17 protein-coding genes are annotated in these 19,420 nt (G+C 37.5%); 9 read left to right on the forward strand and 8 right to left on the reverse strand.

Features of this window, described 5'->3' with window-relative positions; genetic code table 11:
• Positions 1-47: 47 nt before the first annotated feature.
• Together EJF36_RS20795 and EJF36_RS21685 are read right to left on the reverse strand one after the other, a co-directional pair.
• Positions 48-1,484 (reverse strand): NADP-dependent isocitrate dehydrogenase, encoded by a 1,437-nt coding sequence (locus EJF36_RS20795; protein ID WP_125908133.1) that lies wholly within the window; start codon positions 1,482-1,484, stop codon positions 48-50.
• Positions 1,485-1,597: 113 nt separating this feature from the next.
• A complete protein-coding gene (locus EJF36_RS21685; RefSeq protein WP_185806992.1) occupies positions 1,598-1,753 on the reverse strand; it encodes a hypothetical protein in 156 nt (51 codons plus the stop codon).
• Between the two features lie 905 nt (positions 1,754-2,658).
• On the opposite strand from EJF36_RS21685, the gene EJF36_RS20800 reads away from it, so the two are divergent.
• The 4 genes from EJF36_RS20800 to EJF36_RS20815 all read left to right on the forward strand — a co-directional run bounded on the left by EJF36_RS20800 (position 2,659) and on the right by EJF36_RS20815 (position 7,146).
• Complete coding sequence (locus EJF36_RS20800) at positions 2,659-3,360, forward strand: response regulator transcription factor (RefSeq protein ID WP_125908134.1); 702 nt, start codon at positions 2,659-2,661, stop codon at positions 3,358-3,360.
• Entirely contained in the window at positions 3,353-4,348 is a 996-nt protein-coding gene (locus EJF36_RS20805; RefSeq protein WP_125908135.1) for a sensor histidine kinase, read from the forward strand. The genes EJF36_RS20800 and EJF36_RS20805 overlap by 8 nt, the downstream gene beginning before the upstream one ends.
• A gap of 103 nt (positions 4,349-4,451) precedes the next feature.
• Entirely contained in the window at positions 4,452-5,213 is a 762-nt protein-coding gene (locus EJF36_RS20810; protein ID WP_125908136.1) for an ABC transporter ATP-binding protein, read from the forward strand.
• The gene (locus EJF36_RS20815) at positions 5,203-7,146 is read left to right on the forward strand and encodes an ABC transporter permease (protein WP_125908137.1); all 1,944 of its coding nucleotides are present in this window, start codon (positions 5,203-5,205) and stop codon (positions 7,144-7,146) included. The genes EJF36_RS20810 and EJF36_RS20815 overlap by 11 nt, the downstream gene beginning before the upstream one ends.
• A gap of 63 nt (positions 7,147-7,209) precedes the next feature.
• Here EJF36_RS20815 and EJF36_RS20820 read toward each other — a convergent pair whose 3' ends face one another.
• A complete protein-coding gene (locus tag EJF36_RS20820; protein WP_125908138.1) occupies positions 7,210-8,286 on the reverse strand; it encodes an AbrB family transcriptional regulator in 1,077 nt (358 codons plus the stop codon).
• A 303-nt stretch (positions 8,287-8,589) separates the two neighbouring features.
• On the opposite strand from EJF36_RS20820, the gene EJF36_RS20825 reads away from it, so the two are divergent.
• Together EJF36_RS20825 and EJF36_RS20830 are read left to right on the forward strand one after the other, a co-directional pair.
• Positions 8,590-9,072: a DoxX family protein gene (locus EJF36_RS20825; RefSeq protein ID WP_125908139.1), complete on the forward strand. Its 483-nt coding sequence runs from the start codon at positions 8,590-8,592 to the stop codon at positions 9,070-9,072.
• Positions 9,073-9,494: 422 nt separating this feature from the next.
• Complete coding sequence (locus tag EJF36_RS20830; protein WP_125908140.1) at positions 9,495-10,106, forward strand: NUDIX hydrolase; 612 nt, start codon at positions 9,495-9,497, stop codon at positions 10,104-10,106.
• Positions 10,107-10,230: 124 nt separating this feature from the next.
• Here EJF36_RS20830 and EJF36_RS20835 read toward each other — a convergent pair whose 3' ends face one another.
• Positions 10,231-11,277, reverse strand: a complete 1,047-nt coding sequence (locus EJF36_RS20835) for an LLM class flavin-dependent oxidoreductase (RefSeq protein WP_125908141.1) — start codon at positions 11,275-11,277, stop codon at positions 10,231-10,233.
• Positions 11,278-11,489: 212 nt separating this feature from the next.
• On the opposite strand from EJF36_RS20835, the gene glsA reads away from it, so the two are divergent.
• From glsA to ahpF, 3 genes are all read left to right on the forward strand, one after another.
• Positions 11,490-12,437, forward strand: coding sequence for a glutaminase A (glsA, locus tag EJF36_RS20840; protein ID WP_125908142.1), 948 nt, complete (start codon positions 11,490-11,492; stop codon positions 12,435-12,437).
• 284 nt (positions 12,438-12,721) lie between these two features.
• The gene (gene ahpC, locus EJF36_RS20845; protein WP_125908143.1) at positions 12,722-13,285 is read left to right on the forward strand and encodes an alkyl hydroperoxide reductase subunit C; all 564 of its coding nucleotides are present in this window, start codon (positions 12,722-12,724) and stop codon (positions 13,283-13,285) included.
• A gap of 12 nt (positions 13,286-13,297) precedes the next feature.
• Positions 13,298-14,830: an alkyl hydroperoxide reductase subunit F gene (ahpF, locus tag EJF36_RS20850; RefSeq protein ID WP_125908144.1), complete on the forward strand. Its 1,533-nt coding sequence runs from the start codon at positions 13,298-13,300 to the stop codon at positions 14,828-14,830.
• Between the two features lie 192 nt (positions 14,831-15,022).
• Here ahpF and EJF36_RS20855 read toward each other — a convergent pair whose 3' ends face one another.
• Genes EJF36_RS20855 through EJF36_RS20870 form a run of 4 tightly spaced genes read right to left on the reverse strand, consistent with a single transcriptional unit; the run spans position 15,023 to position 19,156 of the window.
• A complete protein-coding gene (locus EJF36_RS20855) occupies positions 15,023-16,129 on the reverse strand; it encodes a GerAB/ArcD/ProY family transporter (RefSeq protein WP_125908145.1) in 1,107 nt (368 codons plus the stop codon).
• A 14-nt stretch (positions 16,130-16,143) separates the two neighbouring features.
• The gene (locus EJF36_RS20860; RefSeq protein ID WP_125908146.1) at positions 16,144-16,374 is read right to left on the reverse strand and encodes a hypothetical protein; all 231 of its coding nucleotides are present in this window, start codon (positions 16,372-16,374) and stop codon (positions 16,144-16,146) included.
• A complete protein-coding gene (locus tag EJF36_RS20865; protein ID WP_125908147.1) occupies positions 16,371-17,585 on the reverse strand; it encodes a Ger(x)C family spore germination protein in 1,215 nt (404 codons plus the stop codon). Before EJF36_RS20865 ends, EJF36_RS20860 begins: the two co-directional genes overlap by 4 nt.
• Positions 17,586-17,599: 14 nt before the next feature.
• Positions 17,600-19,156, reverse strand: coding sequence for a spore germination protein (locus EJF36_RS20870; RefSeq protein WP_125908148.1), 1,557 nt, complete (start codon positions 19,154-19,156; stop codon positions 17,600-17,602).
• Positions 19,157-19,420: the final 264 nt, after the last annotated feature.

The following is a 19,420-nucleotide window of genomic DNA, read 5'->3' on the forward strand; positions in this document are numbered from 1 at the left end:
ATAACATAATGGTCGTTTTTGGAACCTTTTGTTAGTCTTGGATGATATTATCCGTGTACTGCCGAATATCCGGGCTCACCATCAAAGGTGTATAAATTCTCTGTTTTTATAATTTGAAAGTCAGTTTCTATAATTTTTTGATAAAGTGACACGATATCACTCTCCAGAATTGGCTGGCCATCATCACGTAAAAACCTACAACGCCAATGGTCTGTGCAAAATGTTTCTGGGAAACCATCCGGATACACTTTTACGCCACGATTTGTAATCACTTGTAAAGCAAGCTTCCCCAGTGAAATAAGCTCTAGCTGCCTACCAAGCTGCTCGGGACTCCCATTGTCCCAATCTAAAAATATGTCGACACCAACAAGCTTTTTATCTGCTTTTACCTTAGTTGAACTGATTGATTTAAACGCGTCTGTTTTTTTATAAGAGACCGATGGTAACGTTTCAGGTATTTTCCCTAAATTCGATATAACAGCATTCGCAAATTCCTTTGTGCCGACTTTGCTCTTACTCACACCCTCGTTATATATATCGTATGTGTGAATTCCTTCCTCTATCGTTCTTAACCAGCCGTTATGAACTCGTTCAGCTACCTCCACTTGCCCGATGTGCTGAAGCATCATAACAGATCCTAGTAATAATCCCGATGGGTTGGCAATATTTTGCCCCGCTCTACGTGGCGCTGAGCCGTGAATAGCCTCAAACATTGCACAATGATTGCCAATGTTAGCCGAACCAGCTAATCCGACAGATCCGGAAATTTGTGCCGCAATATCTGAAATAATATCACCATATAAGTTCGGCATGACAACAACATCAAAATTTTCAGGGCTCGCAGCAAGCTTAGCTGCCCCAATGTCCACTATCCACATCTCTTTTTCAATATCTGGATATTCCTGCCCGATTGTTTCAAATACTTTGTTAAAGAGGCCATCCGTCAACTTCATAATGTTATCCTTTACAAAGCACGTCACCTTCTTCCGTTTGTTGCTACGTGCATACTCAAATGCGTAGCGAACGATCTTCTCTGTTCCCGGCCGCGTTATGAGCTTCAAGCATTGATACACATCATTCGTTTGACGGTGTTCAATACCCGCATATAAATCCTCTTCGTTCTCACGGATAATCACCACATTCATCTCTGGATGCTTTGTTTGGACAAAGGGATAATACGAAACGGCTGGTCTGACGTTTGCGTATAACCCTAGCGCTTTTCGTGTCGTTACGTTAAGGCTTTTATATCCACCGCCCTGAGGTGTAGTAATTGGTGCCTTTAAAAACACCTTAGTCCGACGTAACGATTCCCAAGCAGAGGGTTCAATGCCACTCATGCCACCACGTAAATAGACCTTCTCACCAATCTCTACTGTTTCTATATCAAGCTGTGCCCCGGCTGCATCTAAAATGTTTAATGTCGCAGACATAATTTCTGGCCCAATGCCATCGCCGTACGCAACTGTAATCGGTGTTTTTTTCATATTAACTGCCTCCCTCTATTCATTCGTAGTATTAAGAGCAATTGCTCTCAAAGTTTTGAGATAGATTCCCAACCATTTTTCCCCTTGCGTTTTTCACTTATTGGCACTACCTATTAATCTATACTTTCAATAAATCCACTACCATTACACAATGGACATAGTGTAAGCTCTATTGATGTTCGCTCTAGCACCAATCCAACATACTCTCCATTTTTATAAACCTCTTCATACAACAAATCTCCATGTCCTTCACACATCCAACAATCCATGGCTGATGCCTCCTTTTATTAGTAAAAATAAGAACCTAAAGAAACAAGTTAATATATAAAAAAAACCGACTACCTATAAGGGTCACGCGCCATGTAGTGCGCTACACACAACTTGGCAACTCCTATAAATAGTCGGTTTATCCTACCGTCACCTATTTTTACAATGGTCGGTACAGATCTCCCGATAAAAATCGCATTATTGACTGAGCGTCAACAATTGAATATCCCCTCATTAAGAGAGAAACACTTTAATTGGGTACGTATTTGACACGAATTGGGTATTTATTCGACATCAATTGGGTACGTATTCGACACGAATTGGGTATTTATTCGACATCAAATGGGTACGTATTCGACACGAATTGGGTATTTATTCGACACCAATTGGGTACGTACTCGACACGAATTGGGTAACTAGTCGACAAACACCCCACGCAAATGCAACCTTAAATAATTTTTGCCCCTCTTGCACCGAATAAAACACAAAAATCGGCATACAACACCACAAATAAGTGGTGATATATACCGATTTATTTCAATCTCATTTCAAAGACATAGATTCATATTTTCACACAAACAATGCTTCCATTGCTTGAGTGCTCATATGTAAAAGTCTTTGTAAATTGTATTGAGAATCTATCCTATATTCACTTTAATAACATTATAAATACCGGAAAATATAAATGTCAAATATTACTATTCATATTATGTTATGGACCAATAAACATGCCTAATATTTAACAAAAATTATAACGTAATACTCACCCTTGCTCACTACATTATTAAAGATGCGAAAACGACCTGAGTCTGTCCTTCATCCAAGCTCACTTCTTAATCATGGTGACAGCTGCCTACTATTTGCTATACACTTTAACTAATGGAAAATATTGTTCGAGGTGAGATTCATGTTCAGACTACTGTTGATCGAGGATGATACAACGTTGTTTCAAGAGATAAAGGAGCGTTTAGAAGGTTGGTCTTACGATGTGTATGGGATTACGGACTTCGCAAATGTGATGCAGGAATTTACTACTATTAAACCAGATTTAGTTATCATAGATATTCAGCTTCCTAAATTTGATGGCTTTCATTGGTGCCGTATGATTCGCTCACATTCAAATGTACCAATTATCTTTCTCTCATCGCGAGATCACCCAACAGATATGGTTATGTCGATGCAGTTGGGCGCCGATGATTTTGTTCAGAAGCCGTTTCATTTTGAAGTGCTCATTGCAAAGATTCAGGCTATTCTTCGCCGTGTTTATAACTACAATACGGAAAGTCAAATTAAATTAAAAACTTGGTGCGGGGCAACGATAGATTATGAAAGTAACACGGTCACTAATGATAGAGGCTCGATAGAGTTGACAAAAAATGAAATGTTTATTTTAAAGCAGCTTATCGAGCAAAAAAATAAAATTATCAGCCGTGAGAGTTTGATGAAGGCTCTTTGGGATGATGAACGGTTTATTAGCGATAATACGTTAACAGTTAACGTAAACCGGTTAAGAAAGCACTTAGGTGACATTGGATTAGGGACTTATATTGAAACGAAGGTGGGGCAAGGGTATATGGCCATAGAAGAGGGCGGACAAGCCCATGATTAAGTACTTCTTAAAAGAACGTTTAAGCTGGATACTGTTCTTTTTCTCTATGCATATATTGCTTCTTTTTGTAACGTACATTGACTCATCGATTCCGTTAGGAGCTATTTTATATGCCATTTTCATCTCAGTCTTACTGTTTCTATTTTTCATCCTGTTTCGCTATCACAATGAAACCCGCTTTTACAAAAGTTTAGAAGGCTGGGATTGTGAAACGATAGTAAATCATCCTAATAGCCCTTTTGAAGCAATGGTAAAAGAAAAGCTTGAAGCAACTTCTGAGCAGCTTAAAACACAGCGCTCCATACATATTTCAATACTCGAGGAAGAACAGGAAAGTAGACTAGCTTGGATTCATGAAGTAAAAACACCACTTACCGCTATGCATCTTATGATAGACAGAATACAAGATGAGGCTTTGAAAGAACAATTAACATATGAATGGTTACGCATCCACTTACTTCTTGATCAGCAATTACATCAAACTCGCATTTTAAATATTGAGAATGACTTATACATTGAGCATGTAGAATTAAAACCAATCATACATAAAGAAATACGCGATTTGCATAATTGGTGTCGCCAGAAGGGGATTGGCTTTGATCTTCAATTAGAGGCTACCCATGTTGTCACCGATTCAAAATGGATCGCATTTATACTTAGACAGCTTCTAACAAATGCTATTAAATATAGTAATGGTACAGATATTTCGATCAAAAGCTATCCAAGAGGCGAACGCATTGTGGTTGAAGTGCAGGATTTTGGTCGTGGTATTGACGCAAAGGACATGCCACGCATTTTTGACAAAGGGTTTACGTCAACAACTAGGCACCATGACAACGCTGCAACGGGCATGGGGCTGTACTTAACAAAAAAAGTAGCCAAAGTGCTGCTTATAAAAATAGAAGTACAATCTCAGCTTCACGAAGGAACAACATTTCTGCTAACGTTTCCGAAAAAAAATGAGTTTATAAATGTAATAAGCATGTGACAAAAATGTCACATGCTTTTACAATTTGTTCGGACAATGAAAGGAAAAAGCGATTCAGTCTTTATATAATGAACGTAACAAAACCACAAAGGGAGTATGAACAATGATTATGTTAGAAGCAAATAACATTCATAAAAGCTTTGGAAATAAATTTAACAAACAAGACGTGTTAAAGGGTATTAACGTATCGATTGAAAAAGGGGAATTTGTTAGTATTATGGGGGCTTCGGGTTCAGGAAAAACAACATTACTGAACGTCCTATCCTCTATCGACAAAGTTACTCATGGCTCGATTCAAATTCAAGGCAATGAGCTAACTGCTATGAAAGATAAGGAGCTTGCCAATTTTAGAAAGCACCATGTCGGCTTTATTTTTCAAGAGTATAATTTACTAGACACATTGACAGTAAAGGAAAATGTATTGTTACCTTTGTCAATATCAAATACGTCTAAGGCAGAAGCTTTAAAAAGGTTTAATGACCTTGCCGCAGAGCTAGGTATTCAAGATGTCGAGAATAAATACCCTACAGAAATCTCTGGTGGGCAAAAGCAGCGCACCTCAGCTGCGCGTGCTTTTATTCACGAGCCGAGCATAATTTTTGCTGATGAGCCAACAGGGGCACTTGACTCAAAATCAGCATCGGACTTACTAAATAAATTAAGCGTATTAAACGAAAAGAGAAACGCAACAATTGCTATGGTAACACATGACCCTGTTGCTGCTTCCTACTGTAGCCGTATTATTTTTATAAAAGATGGCCAAGTATATACACAGCTTACGAAAGGCGATCAAACGAGACAAGCCTTTTTTAAAGACATTATTAGAACACAAGAAGTGTTAGGTGGGGTAGCTTATGAGCATTAATACACTAATTCTTCGAAACTTCAAAAAAAATATTAGCAATTACTACTTATATGTATTTGCTCTTATTTTTACAGTCGCGTTGTATTTTGCTTTTGTCACGCTTCAATATGATCCAGCCATGGATGCAACGAAAGGCTCGATAAAGGGGGCTGCGTCTGTTCAGGCGGCATCCGTACTACTTGTTGTGATTGTTTCGATTTTCATACTATATGCAAATAATCTTTTCATAAAAAGACGCGGCAAGGAAATAGGGTTGTTCCAATTAATTGGGTTAACAAAACAACGGATATTCTGGATTTTAACAGCAGAGAATTTTATGATTTTCTTTGGTTCTTTGCTCATAGGGATCTTTGTTGGATTTTCATTCTCAAAGTTAATCTTAATGATACTATTCTCCTTAACAGGGGTAGAGACAGAGGCAACTCTACGATTCTCAACACAGGCACTTATACAAACGACAACCATATTTGGTGGGGTATACGTGTTAATCATGTTAATGAATTATATTTTTATTAAAAGGCAAAGTATACTTTCTTTATTTAAAGTTGTGTCAACTACAGAAGCACATGTGCGACGAGTTTCTGTTTTTGAAATATTAATAGGAATGTTAGGTCTCATTTTTATAGCTTTAGGCTACTTTATTTCTACCAAGTTATTTGGAGGTGATTTTGCAACAGTTGAAGCTCTATTTACAGCGATGATCACCATTTTAGCTCTTGTTATTCTTGGTACTTATCTGTTTTATAAAGGGTCTGTAAGCTTTATTTCTAATATTATCCGGAAAAAGAAAGATGGCTATTTGTCGATAACAGAAGTATTGTCACTATCTACTATTATGTTTCGCATGAAGTCTAATTCATTATTGCTTACTATTATTACAACTGTGTCAGCACTTGCGATTGGGCTATTGTCATTGAGCTATATTTCTTATTATTCTACTGAAAAATCAGCAGCCCAAGCTGTCCCAGCACACTTTTCTATTATTGGTAATGAGCATGCTGAACAGTTTAAACAAACATTACAATCCCATAGTATTAGCTATAGTGAAAAACAAATAGACGTTTTGCAAGTAAACGTCAATGCTGAGGAAGTATTTGATCTAAATCTTAATGCTTTAGTCTTTAGACCAGATACTTTGAACATGGCCGTTATAAGTGACAGCGATATAGCCGAATATGATTTAGCTAAGACACAAACAATTTTTACTGGATATAATGATTTAGTGAAAAGTTTTATGCCAATGAAGGAAAGCGGAAACGTCACGTTTAATGGTAAATCTAATAATACGGTCCTTGAATATGCGGGATTAAAAAAGGAATATTATATTTCTAGCTACTTTACTGGTAACAGCCTTCCTGTTGCGGTGGTCGATAAGAGCGTGTTTGAATCATTACGTGCTGATATCAATCCAGACATACAACGTGGATCATCTCTTTACATTGGTATTAATATTAATGATGAGGAAAAGCTTAAGCAAGCTAACGATTTATTCTTGGACGCGTTTAGTGTCAATCGCTCGCAACAATCTCAATTAGAAATGAGTAACAATGCTAAACGCAATACTGGCCTAACTATGTTTATCGTAGGATTCTTAGGGTTAACTTTCTTAATTACGTCAGGGTGCATTCTTTATTTTAAACAAATGGGTGAAGGAGAAGATGAAAAACCAAGCTATACTATTTTACGAAAACTTGGTTACACTGAAGCAGATATTATAAAAGGAATACAAGTTAAGCAAATATACCACTTTGGTATACCTTTAGCGGTCGGCTTACTGCACGGTTATTTCGCCGTCAAATCTGGTTGGTTTTTCTTCGGGACCGAGCTTTGGACGCCTATGATTATCGTTATGTTCATTTACACAGCACTCTATTCAACCTTTGGTATTCTGTCAGTATTTTATTACAAAAAAGTTATTAAAGAGGCACTTTAAGAAACCTGCTACCAACCCATTTTTGATATCGCTTTTAAAATTCGATAGTAAAACAGGACAGCATCATTTAACTGATTGCTGTCCTGTCATTGTTTTTGTTTTAAACGAAAATGCCTTGATGATTAAAGGGGGTACTATAAACAAAATAAAGAAAATACGAAACATCTGAAACCCCGTTACTAAAGACAAATCTGCTCCTATAGCCTTTGCCGTTAATCCCATCTCAGCAATACCACCAGGTGCGGCACTTAAAAAAGCGGTTGCTAACGACATAGGATACACAAACGATAATATAGCCGCAATGATAATGGTAGAACAAATTAAACATACACTAGCCACTAATGCCCCACCTCCAAACACTTTCCAGTTTGATAGCCTTTGTGGGTCTATCATCTTACCAACATGAATACCTAAAAATAGCTGTGTCGCTACGAGAACGATACTAGGTATGTTAAAAGGCATAAATCCCGAAATATTAAGCAATGCACAGCCAATAATCGGTCCGACTAAATAGGGGGTAGGTAGCTTCATTTTTAAAGCTATGAAGGCTGCTAATACAGTTACTACAATAAACAGAACAACTTCGAGAGCGCTACTTGGTACAGGGTATGTATACACTTCATAATTGACAACCTTGTCCGAAAACAGCTGTAACCGGACAATTAGCGGTACTAAGTAAATCACACCTAACAACCGCACAAGCTGAAACAGAGTAACACTAGTCACATCAACATCTTTCATCTCTTCAGCTAATATGACCATCTGCGAGAAACCACCAGGCATCATCCCAATCACAGCCGTTTTAAAAGGGATATTTGTAAACTTAGCAAGTGCTAATGACAGAGCGAGTGATACTCCTATTACTAGCACCGTAGTCGTTGCCATCGCGGGGAATAATGTAAACATTTGTTGCATTGTATCATATGTAAACGATATGCCTAACATATAACCAATCACCATGAGTGAACTGTTACGAAAAGCCGGCAAGGCTATAATGTCTCTTTTTAGCAAAAGTCTCCAAACGACGGTCCCTAATAACGCTCCTAACAACCATGCTAAAGGGATGTGAAGCTTAAAGAAAATAAAACCACCAACAAAAGCAATACATACTGTTTCTATAAAAGAATATATGCTTTTCATGCGTCATCACACTTTCTCAAAATACCTCTTTTTATACATTATTTCTCAAGAATCATAGAATAATGCTAAAAAACATAAGAGATCAATGTCCGATCTTCTCTATTTTTGAACATTTTGTGTCATTTCGCTACAAAAATCCGCCTATTTTGATTGATTTCAGAACCTTAGTATTTGAAAAATGTATATTTTTACTATATAAATAGTGTAAATAGTAAAATAAATGCAAACCTTACCGTTTTATCGGTGTATTTGTTTTTTACTATGTGAATATTTTCACAAAGAAAATACGGGGAGGAATTTACGATGCAAAACTTGTTTAAGGCTAGTCTTATTGCAGCGTGGGTATTTGTTGTCGCGAGAATATATTTGAGTTACATGTGGCTCATTAATGCGGAAAATAAAGTGCTGTATGACTTCCAGATTGGGACACTACTTGAAAGTCAAGCAAACAGTGGCGTTCTCCCTGCTTGGTGGGCTAGTTTTTTAAAGACATTTATTATACCGAATACAGCGATATTCGAAATACTTGTTACAATCGGAGAGTTATGTGTAGGAATTGCTTTGTTACTCGGGATATTCACTCGCTTTGCCGCTATGATGGGAGTAATTATGAACTTCTCGTTCTTTATGACTTTTCAAGCTAACTTAGATTTACAAATGCTCATTATGCAAGTCATTATAGTCATATTTGCAACAACGGCTGGACGAATTGGGTTAGATCGCTATGTACGAACCTTTACTGATAAACATTTAAAGTTCGATAAGAGAGGGGAGAATTACGTATGACACTTATAATTATGGGCGTATCCATTGCGATAGGATTCATGATTGCGATTGCGACGGAGATTTCCTTTGAAAAACAACAACTTAAATAACCCTTTTTAATTAGGGCCAACAGCTACCAATTAAAATGCTATTGGCCCATACTATGGCTCACGTCTGAAATATGCGGTCTTTACGCGTAATTGCTTATGAAGAGCTTAGGAGTGGTTACACACAGGACACAAAGTGTCCCGCTTTATATGTGGCAACTAAAAGAGGGGACTCTTTTGTCAAATCTCACCGTTCGTTTCTCCCCTCGATAGCACTATCCCACTTTTAAAATAGGCAGATGAATACCATAGAGCCGTTGCTATAAGGTATACTGGCATTAAAGCTTAACTAATCGTATGTATGTATTAAAGTATTGTGAAATGAGGTGTTTGGTGATGGATTTACATTATATCTTTAGCAAACTGAGTCAACATACACCATCTGTCATGGGGCACAAACATTATTCTCAATTTGCTGTTCTTTTACCACTCGTTGTTATCAATGATGAAATACACATTCTTTTTGAGGTCCGCTCTCAAGATTTAAGAAGACAGCCAGGTGAAATATGTTTTCCAGGTGGAAGAATCGACCCGCACGATAAGAATGCTCAAAGTGCAGCAATTAGAGAAACAACAGAAGAATTAGGCATCGCTCAACATGATATTATAAATGTATTCCCTGCAGATTATTTAGTTTCCCCATTCGGCATGATTGTATATCCGTATGTCGGCTTCATTCAAACTCCTGAAAATATATGCCATAACCGAGCTGAAGTGGAAGATGTTTTCTATGTCCCATTGTCGTATTTTAAAGAAAACACCCCCGAAGTTCACCGGTTAAATGTTAACTTAGAGCCTGAAGAAACCTTTCCGTTTGAGCTAATTCAAGGTGGAAAGCATTACAACTGGCGAACGAGCAAGCTTGATGAGTATTTTTACAAATATGACGATAAAGTTATTTGGGGACTTACAGCAAGAATTCTTAAAAACTTTGTAGACATGCTCTGACAGTTCCTCTGTTAAGAGCATTGGGGGCTGTTCTGGCGTACTAATTGCAATGAAATAAAAAACGACGTGTAACTTGCGTTTACACGTCATGTTCATTAGATTTTAATGTACAAATAGGAGTAGCTTAGCCATTCTCCCACTGAGCAACTTCCTCCCGAACTCTCGGTGCCACCTCAGTTCCAAGCAGTTCGATCGCTCTCATCACGTCAGCATGAGGCATAGACCCCACCGGTACATGTAACATAAATCTCGTAACACCAACGTTTTTACGAAGATAAATAATTTTTTGAGCAACGGTTTCTGGATCTCCTACATATAGTGCTCCCTCTAGGCTTCTTGCAGCATCAAATGTTGCTCTACTATAATGTCCCCAGCCTCGCTCCTTACCGAGAACATTCATGACATACTGAGTGGAAGGGAAAAACTTATCTGCTGCCATCTCCGTCTCATCCGCTATAAACCCATGCGAATGGGATGCTACTGCTAGTTTAGATACATCATGTCCAGCTTGCATCGCCACTTTTTTATATAATTGGACAAGAGGCGCAAATTGTTCTGGTCTGCCTCCGATAATAGCTAACACTAAAGGCAAACCAAGTACACCTGCTCGTATGACAGATCCTCTATTCCCACCACTTCCTATCCACACAGGTAATGGGTTTTGAACGGGGCGTGGGTATACTCCTACGTTATTAATGGACGGTCGATGCTTCCCATTCCACGTTACTTTCTCTGACTCTCTTATCTTTAATAATAGCGCGAGCTTTTCTTCAAAAAGTTCATCATAATCATGTAAATCATAGCCAAACAATGGAAATGATTCGATAAAGGAACCGCGACCAGCCATTATTTCTGCTCGTCCATTTGAAATGCCATCAAGGGTAGCAAAATCTTGGTATGCTCGTACTGGATCAGCTGACGACAATACTGTAACAGCACTAGTTAACCGTATTCGTTTTGTTTGTGAAGCAGCTGCTGCTAACACTACTGCAGGGGATGAAGCTGCAAAATCTTCTCTATGATGCTCACCTACACCAAAGACATCTAATCCTACTTGATCCGCTAAAATAATCTCTTCGACAACCTCACGAATCCGCTCGGCGTGACTAATAACTTCGCCAGTTTGAGGATCCGGTGTTGTTTCGACAAATGTACTAATTCCTATTTCCAATCCGACACGACCTCCTATTACTACAACTGTTGTTTGTTATTCATGCGATGATATACGTCCTGTTTATTTTCCACATTTAAAACAAAACACAAAACCCTTAATTAAAGATATTTTAATTAAGGGTAAGTTGTATGTAAAGCTATTTGATTTTGCATAGCAATTTTTTAAAAACGCAAAATAATAAATATGACATGGAAGGAGGGAAAGAACTAATGCGGTTTCCGCTATCTACTGATCAATTAGTACACATGGTTGAAGAAAATAGATCACATACTATATTAGGAAACACGGCACAATATATACCAGCGCTTGCCAACCAAGACCCAAATCAATTAGGTATTTTGCTAATGGGTGCTCAAGGAGACATGCTAATGGCTGGTGACACCGATGTTAGTTTTACATTACAAAGTATCTCAAAAATCATTAGCTTTATCTCCGTATGTCAAGAGTATGGTCTTGAACATGTTCTTGAAAAAGTTGATGTGGAACCAACTGGTGAAGCATTCAACTCCATTATACCGTTTGAAATTCATCGACCAGGTAAGCCGTTTAATCCATTAATTAATGCTGGAGCTATTACGGTTTCTGCTATGTTACCTGGTAATTCTACTGATGAAAAGTTTCAAAACCTTATTGAGTTTATAGAATCTTTTATCGGGGAACAGTTAGAGCTTGATGAGGATGTGTACATTTCAGAAAAGGAGACGGCTCACCGAAACCGTGCTCTTGCTTATTATTTAAAAGAATCAAATTTACTTGAGCTCGAAGTGGAAGAGGCACTTGATATTTATTTGAAGCAATGCTCTATTAACATCACTTTGAAGCAATTAGCTAGAATAGGTCTTATTATTGCTTACAACGGCAAGGATCCTATTACTAAAAAAGACGTTTTCTCAAGCGATGTTGCTAGACTCGCTAAAGTGCTAATGGTAACGTGTGGTATGTATAACGCTTCAGGGAAGTTCGCAGCCCATGTTGGTATACCTGCTAAAAGTGGCGTATCCGGAGGTATATTAGCAGCCGTACCGCCTCAATGCCACCGAGAAGCTGGTTATGGCATTGCTGTGTATTCGCCTTCCATTGATGTTAGTGGAAATAGTGCGGCTGGTACGATGTTATTAAAGCAACTATCTAGTATGTTTAATTTTAGTATTTTTTAATACAATATTCCTTTAAGTTTTTTTACTATTACATATATCCACCCCTTATTTTGCTTGTCACAGCAGTGTCTTCTTACACATTTTGTGATTATAGTTTTAAAAAACCAGACTCTTCCAATTATTATGATATAATTAATAGTATCTAAAAGATGTGTGAGAGTAATCCCTTGACAAAGGATTGACTATTATATAATATTTTATATTGTATTAGAATTATTCTAGTTTACAACATTTTGGTTAATTATTTTAAAAAATATTTTATATAATCTAGGAGGAATTTAACTATGTCTTTAATCGGAACAGAAGTATTACCATTCGCAGCAAAAGCTTATAAAAACGGTGAATTTATTGATGTATCAGAACAAAATTTCAAAGGTAGATGGAGTGTAGTTTGCTTCTATCCAGCTGATTTTACATTCGTTTGCCCAACAGAATTAGAAGATTTACAAAACGAATACCCAAAACTACAAGAGCTTGGCGTTGAAGTATATTCAGTATCAACTGATACACACTTCACACATAAAGCATGGCATGATCATTCAGAAGCTATCGGCAAAATTACGTATGCTATGATTGGTGATCCATCTCAAAAGATTTCTCGTAACTTTGAAGTACTTAATGAAGAAGAAGGTCTTGCAGATCGCGGTACATTCATTATTGATCCAGATGGTATCATTCAAACAGTTGAAGTTAACGCAGGTGGTATCGGCCGTGATGCAAGTACTTTAGTTAACAAAATTAAAGCAGCACAATATGTACGTAACAATCCAGGCGAAGTTTGCCCTGCTAAATGGCAAGAAGGTGGAGAAACACTTAAACCAAGCCTAGACCTTGTAGGTAAAATCTAAGGAGTTTTTTACATGATACTAGAAGCCGATTTAAAAGCACAACTGAACCAATACCTTCAATTAATGGAGGGTGACGTACTTCTCAAAGTAAGTGTAGGTTCTGATGACGTTTCTCGTGACATGCTAGCTCTAGTAGAAGAACTGGCTAGCATGTCACCGAGAATTAAAGTAGAAAAAGTAGAATTAGAAAGAACACCAAGTTTCAGTGTAAATCGCCCTAGTGAAGATACTGGTATTACATTTGCTGGTATCCCATTAGGTCACGAATTTACTTCATTAGTGCTAGCTCTTCTTCAAGTAAGTGGCAGAGCTCCTAAAGTTGATCAAAGTGTGATTGATCAAATCAAGAGCATTAAAGGTGAATATCATTTCGAAACTTACGTAAGCTTAAGCTGTCATAACTGTCCTGACGTTGTACAAGCTCTTAACGTCATGAGCGTGTTAAATCCTAGTATTACACATACAATGATTGATGGAGCAGCATTCAAAGCTGAGGTTGAAAATAAAGACATTATGGCCGTTCCAACTGTTTTTCTTAACGGAGAAACATTTGGTAGTGGCCGCATGAGTCTTGAAGAGATTCTTGCAAAGCTTGGAAGCGGTCCTGATGCATCAGAGTTAAGTGATAAAGAGCCGTTCGATGTTCTTGTTGTTGGTGGCGGCCCTGCTGGTGCAAGCTCGGCTATTTATGCAGCCCGTAAAGGTATTCGTACAGGAATTGTAGCAGAGCGCTTTGGTGGCCAAGTTATGGATACACTTGGGATCGAGAACTTCATTAGTGTGAAGTATACAGAAGGTCCTAAGCTTGCTGCTAGCCTTGAAGAGCATTGTAAAGAATACGGTATTGACATTATGAACTTACAACGTGCGAAGCGCCTAGAAAAGACAGACGATTTAATTGTCGTCGAGCTTGAAAACGGCGCAATCCTTCGCAGTAAAACGGCTATTATTTCTACAGGTGCTCGTTGGCGTAACGTTGGTGTTCCTGGTGAGCAAGAATTTAAAAACAAAGGGGTAGCATACTGCCCACATTGTGATGGTCCATTGTTTGAAGGAAAATCAGTAGCTGTTATTGGCGGAGGTAATTCTGGTGTGGAAGCAGCTATTGACTTAGCGGGAATTGTAAAACACGTAACTGTCATTGAGTTTGCGCCAGAATTAAAAGCTGATCAAGTTCTTCAAGAACGTCTACACAGCTTACCAAACGTAACAGTTATTAAAAATGCTCAAACAAAAGAAATCACCGGTACTGATAAAGTAAACGGTATTACGTATATTGAACGCGATACAGGAGCTGAACAACATATTGCTTTAGAAGGTGTGTTTGTTCAAATCGGTCTTGTTCCTAATACAGATTGGTTAGAAGGCACACTTGATCGCAATCGCTTTGGCGAAATCGTAGTGGACAACCATGGGGCCACAAGTCTCCCTGGCGTATTTGCAGCTGGTGACTGTACAAATACTCCATATAAGCAAATTATTATTTCAATGGGATCAGGTGCAACAGCATCATTAGGGGCATTTGACTATCTCATCAGAAACTAATTTTAAATCACTTAACAAAAGCATTGCTCCTATTGAAGCAATGCTTTTTTGTTTTACATATATTAATTTTTCCACAGAGGTTATTTTATAATGTGAGTGGAGTAAGGGAGAGTTATCGTGTGAAAAAAAATAATTGGATAGTTTCTCTTTATTTTATAGTAATTCAAATCAGATCATCCTACTTTAATATAGCTAGTTAATTTCTTGTTTCATTCTGACACGTATCTTTATCATAGCGAATACTAGTATGGGAAGAATCAACCCCATTGTGATAGCAAACGGTGTCCAAGCACTTTCTATGGCATTTGCTAAGTACACAGCACTCGGAACAGATATAATAGTTGATACAATGAGGATCAATCCAGTAGGTAATACTAATAATTTATAGCTGTTCACTTCAAGAATTTGTGCAAGCCCAGTTATAAGCGATATAAACGTAATCGTGAGTTTAAAAAAAATACTTATAAACCAAATGATTGCCACAATAACTTCGATTCGTTCAAATACTTCCCCAATGCTTACCTTCTTCCCAAGAATATATACAGGGAAAGTGCTTCTCTGAGTGAAGTCTGCTCCTAGTACTAAAATACACATAAGTGTTATAACAACGAGTGTCATGCCTCCTAATGATACTCCGTATATAAAATGTTTTGATATTTGCTTTGGTTTATTTACAAAAGAGGTAATCATCAAAAATACAACTAACTCAAGATAAGGAAAGCCATATGTCATATACGCTCCTTTTAAAATAGGCTTGACCCCACCTTCAAACATAGGCATCATGTTTTCAAGTTTATAATTAGGAAGTAGTACGAGTACAAGTAGTATAAAAAGAATAATGATCCATGGAAAAAACACCTCCCCCGTTTTAGCTATTGGCTCAATACCTAAACGAACACCATACATGACAACAACCATAAACATAAGAAACACAATCTCAATCGGCGTTTCAGGTAAAATTTGCGTGACTAAGAAGTCACCTATGTCCCATAAAAGAAACACGGATAAAAAAAATGGGATGGTTAAGTAGAGAAGTGACGCCACTTTCCCTCCCCATCTCCCAAAAGCTTGACCACAATAATCTATGAAGTTTTTATCTTCATCCATTGCAGCTAATTTACTGTAAAATAAAACGGTTGGAATACCAAAAAACAGCCCTAATAAGGATGCCATCCATGCATCTTGTTTCGATTGAGCTGCAAGAATGGCAGGCAAAAATAAGACAGCGCTGCCAATCGTGAAGAATGTGACTATGATAGTAAACTGTCTAAGACTTATTTTTTGTTTCATGGAAGGCATATAACAGACCCCATCTATTCTAGAAAATTAAGTATTAAATTCCCTAACGGACTAAACACATGTTCAATTATGTTAAAAAAACTGGGAATTTCCACTCCATACATAATAAAAACAGATAAAATTGTTCCTAATCCCATCAAAATTAAGTAAACTGCGAGCTCATATTTTCTGTTATGTTTTACTATATTACGCACTTCAATTGCTGAAAGTAGTAGTATTACAAGTAGAACAATAAATACATTCATGGTTTTGTCGCCTCTTCTTTTGCCTTTTCAATAGGCTGACTAATTGTTCCAAATCTTCTTATTTTAAAATTAGTCTTAACCGTCACCGTTATTTCTGTAAATGTACGATCCCAATCTTGTTTTAGTGTTTTCCATAGTTTTGGCTCTGACTTATGAACGACCTCACCAAATCCAAAAATATCACTTTGAAAGGTCTCTTGAGCTAAAGCAACGACTTGCTCAATTTGTTTTTGCTGTTTTTCTTCAATTTGATTTTCAATTTTGTCTATTGAATCTTTTAGGAGTAAATCTATAGAGCATTGTACCTCTCCCACACTTCCTTCAGATTCAACCTCAACAATAATTTCAGGCTGGCTATTATTCATGATTGATGTACGAATGGAACTGTTAGATTCGGTCAGTTCAATAGAAAGTTTCCCTTCGCCATCATCACATGGAATTGTTATGATCGTGTTGGAGACATTATTGTTAACATAGTTAAACCCCTTTGCCATATCCCCCTCTATCCAACCGACTAACTGACTTTGTTTAAATGCGGCGATTCCATCTAGTTTAATTTTTGTAGGAGAAAGTGCTTTTTCTACATTGTCAAAACTATTCCCTTCGTCCATTGGTCCTTCAACAATGACACCTGGTAGCGTTGGGTTCTTTCCAGGGCTTATTAGCGCACTAATTAACTGATCAACACTTGTAGCAACTGTCTCCGCAAGCACATCTTGGCTCACTTTTAAAGAGCTTTGTATATTGTTTGCAGGAATTTTTTCCATAGGCGTAATAACTTTTAGTACATCTTCAGCATCAACATTTTTCGCAATTAACATATAGAAATCGGTGCGAACCTCATGATCTCTTGAGAAGAAATCTAACACTTTACTTATATTTTCCTTTGCTAATTCTTCACTTAATATAATGACTCTTATATGTGGGAGATAAATTTTCCTTGGTGTTGCTACTGTTAGTTTTCTTAATGCTTCAAAAATGGTTTCACCAAATAGTTGGTATGTGGAAATGGTACCTCTTTGTGAAACAGGCTGTCCGGCAATTTCGCCGGGATTAATAATTTGAACTGTTATCACATATTTGTCATCTTTTTTATCAATGGCAATGGCACTAGCTATAGCAAGCTCAGACAGTTCCCTTTTACTCCAACAGCCTGTTATTGTAAAAAGAATGAGGAGAACGATTATAGTTAGCTTTGTATGTTTTAACATGTATGTCCCGCCAGTTACTTATTTTTTGTCTCAAAATTTCTCCTTGTAATATCCTTCTGATTTAATAATCTCGGGCGATATTTCATAACCCATAGTGGAAGACGGAAAAGAGTATCTTTATGATCATTCATATTAAAAGGTGCAAAAGGTGCTAAGTATGGTATACCGAACGATCGAAGACTATTTAAATGTAGTACTAGAAATATTAATCCCATAATGATACCGAATAGACCAAACGACGTTGCTAACAGCATGAAGACGAAGCGAAGCATTCTAACAGATATGGCCATATTGTAAGCAGGTGAAACAAAGCTACTTATAGCTGTTAAAGAAACAACAATGACCATCGCTGCTGAAACGATACCAGCCTCTACAGCTGCTTGTCCAAGTACTAAAGCCCCTACAATTGATATAGCTGAACCAACTGCTTTCGGTAAACGTACCCCAGCTTCACGTAATATCTCAAAAATGACTTCCATAACTAATGCTTCTGCGAAGGCTGGAAGCGGTGTTCCTTCTTTTTGCGCGGCTAAGCTCACTAAAAAAGTAGTTGGCAACATTTCTTGGTGATATGTTGTTATAGCAATATAGACAGCGGGTGTTAGTAAAGCAAGGAAAAATGCTAAAAATCGTAAAAAACGTATGAACGTACTAATATCTGCTCGTTGATAATAGTCCTCGCTTGATTGAAAAAAATGAATAAACAGTGCTGGAACGACAATTACAAAGGGCGTTCCATCTACAATAATTGCAATTCGCCCTTCTAATAATGCCGCAGCCACTGCATCTGGCCTTTCGGTGTGAAAGACAGTAGGAAAAGGTGTATACGTTTCATCTTGTATATATTCTTCTAAGTAGCCACCTTCTAACACTGAGTCGATATCAATTCGATCTAACCTCTCATGAACCTCTTTTATCATATCTTCATTTACTATTCCGTTTATATAGGCAATGGAGACATCTGTTTTTGTTCGTGCCCCTATAATTTTATTATCAATCCATAAGTTAGGATCCTTAATTTTCCTACGAAGTAACGCCGTGTTAGTCCGCAAAGTTTCGGTAAATCCATCTTTAGGGCCTCTTACAACCCCTTGGGTGGAAGGTTCTTCTACCCCTCTATCTCTCCATCCCCTCGTACTAATTGCTAAACCATATGATGCGTCTTTAACGAGAATCACAGTGTCTCCAGACAAAATATGATCTAACACATCTGACTGATGATGAACCCTCTTTAAGTCTCCGGAATGCACTGAAAATGATTCTATTTGTTCAATACAAGACGACGTATTGGGAGGCAATTTAACATCTCGAATATCCACCATAAGTGTCTTCATTATATAGTTTTGGATGAAATCTTTGTCAATAAGTCCATCCGTATATATGACAGCAGCTTCATTTGGATTATCTATACCAAAGTGAAACGTTCTATAAACGAGATCTGAGCTATGTCCTAATGCTTCTTTAATGTAAGCTATATTTTTTTCTAAAGAAGGATAAATGGGGATATCTTCGCCCACTTGCTTGCTACCAGCTGAGATAATGCCCGACTGATGTGATTGATTTACATCCATAAGAGCCACCTAAAGTTAATTTTTACTTAGTATAAGAAATAACATGAAAGCTATGCAGGATTTTACTAACATTTAAGTATGCTGTTCCTACTTAAGCTGAACTATTACTAGTAATGTGGAGTAAATCGTTAAAGAGTGTTATGAACGAAATGGGGAAGGTTCGGAAGGATGTGTCTCAGCCCGATGCAACTACTAAACATGAAATTTCCTCTCTGAATCAGAAGCTTGATGCTATTACTAGGGACATAGCTGACATAAAAAGAG

Source organism: Bacillus sp. HMF5848 (assembly GCF_003944835.1).
In the GTDB taxonomy this organism is placed as follows: domain Bacteria; phylum Bacillota; class Bacilli; order Bacillales; family HMF5848; genus HMF5848.

Bases quoted from the DNA above. Each gene is read 5' to 3' on its own strand.
- EJF36_RS20795 (WP_125908133.1), bottom strand. From the start codon at position 1,484: ATGAAAAAAACACCGATTACAGTTGCGTACGGCGATGGCATTGGGCCA.
- EJF36_RS21685 (WP_185806992.1), bottom strand. From the start codon at position 1,753: ATGGATTGTTGGATGTGTGAAGGACATGGAGATTTGTTGTATGAAGAG.
- EJF36_RS20800 (WP_125908134.1), top strand. From the start codon at position 2,659: ATGTTCAGACTACTGTTGATCGAGGATGATACAACGTTGTTTCAAGAG.
- EJF36_RS20805 (WP_125908135.1), top strand. From the start codon at position 3,353: ATGATTAAGTACTTCTTAAAAGAACGTTTAAGCTGGATACTGTTCTTT.
- EJF36_RS20810 (WP_125908136.1), top strand. From the start codon at position 4,452: ATGATTATGTTAGAAGCAAATAACATTCATAAAAGCTTTGGAAATAAA.
- EJF36_RS20815 (WP_125908137.1), top strand. From the start codon at position 5,203: ATGAGCATTAATACACTAATTCTTCGAAACTTCAAAAAAAATATTAGC.
- EJF36_RS20820 (WP_125908138.1), bottom strand. From the start codon at position 8,286: ATGAAAAGCATATATTCTTTTATAGAAACAGTATGTATTGCTTTTGTT.
- EJF36_RS20825 (WP_125908139.1), top strand. From the start codon at position 8,590: ATGCAAAACTTGTTTAAGGCTAGTCTTATTGCAGCGTGGGTATTTGTT.
- EJF36_RS20830 (WP_125908140.1), top strand. From the start codon at position 9,495: ATGGATTTACATTATATCTTTAGCAAACTGAGTCAACATACACCATCT.
- glsA (WP_125908142.1), top strand. From the start codon at position 11,490: ATGCGGTTTCCGCTATCTACTGATCAATTAGTACACATGGTTGAAGAA.
- ahpC (WP_125908143.1), top strand. From the start codon at position 12,722: ATGTCTTTAATCGGAACAGAAGTATTACCATTCGCAGCAAAAGCTTAT.
- ahpF (WP_125908144.1), top strand. From the start codon at position 13,298: ATGATACTAGAAGCCGATTTAAAAGCACAACTGAACCAATACCTTCAA.
- EJF36_RS20855 (WP_125908145.1), bottom strand. From the start codon at position 16,129: ATGCCTTCCATGAAACAAAAAATAAGTCTTAGACAGTTTACTATCATA.
- EJF36_RS20860 (WP_125908146.1), bottom strand. From the start codon at position 16,374: ATGAATGTATTTATTGTTCTACTTGTAATACTACTACTTTCAGCAATT.
- EJF36_RS20865 (WP_125908147.1), bottom strand. From the start codon at position 17,585: ATGTTAAAACATACAAAGCTAACTATAATCGTTCTCCTCATTCTTTTT.
- EJF36_RS20870 (WP_125908148.1), bottom strand. From the start codon at position 19,156: ATGGATGTAAATCAATCACATCAGTCGGGCATTATCTCAGCTGGTAGC.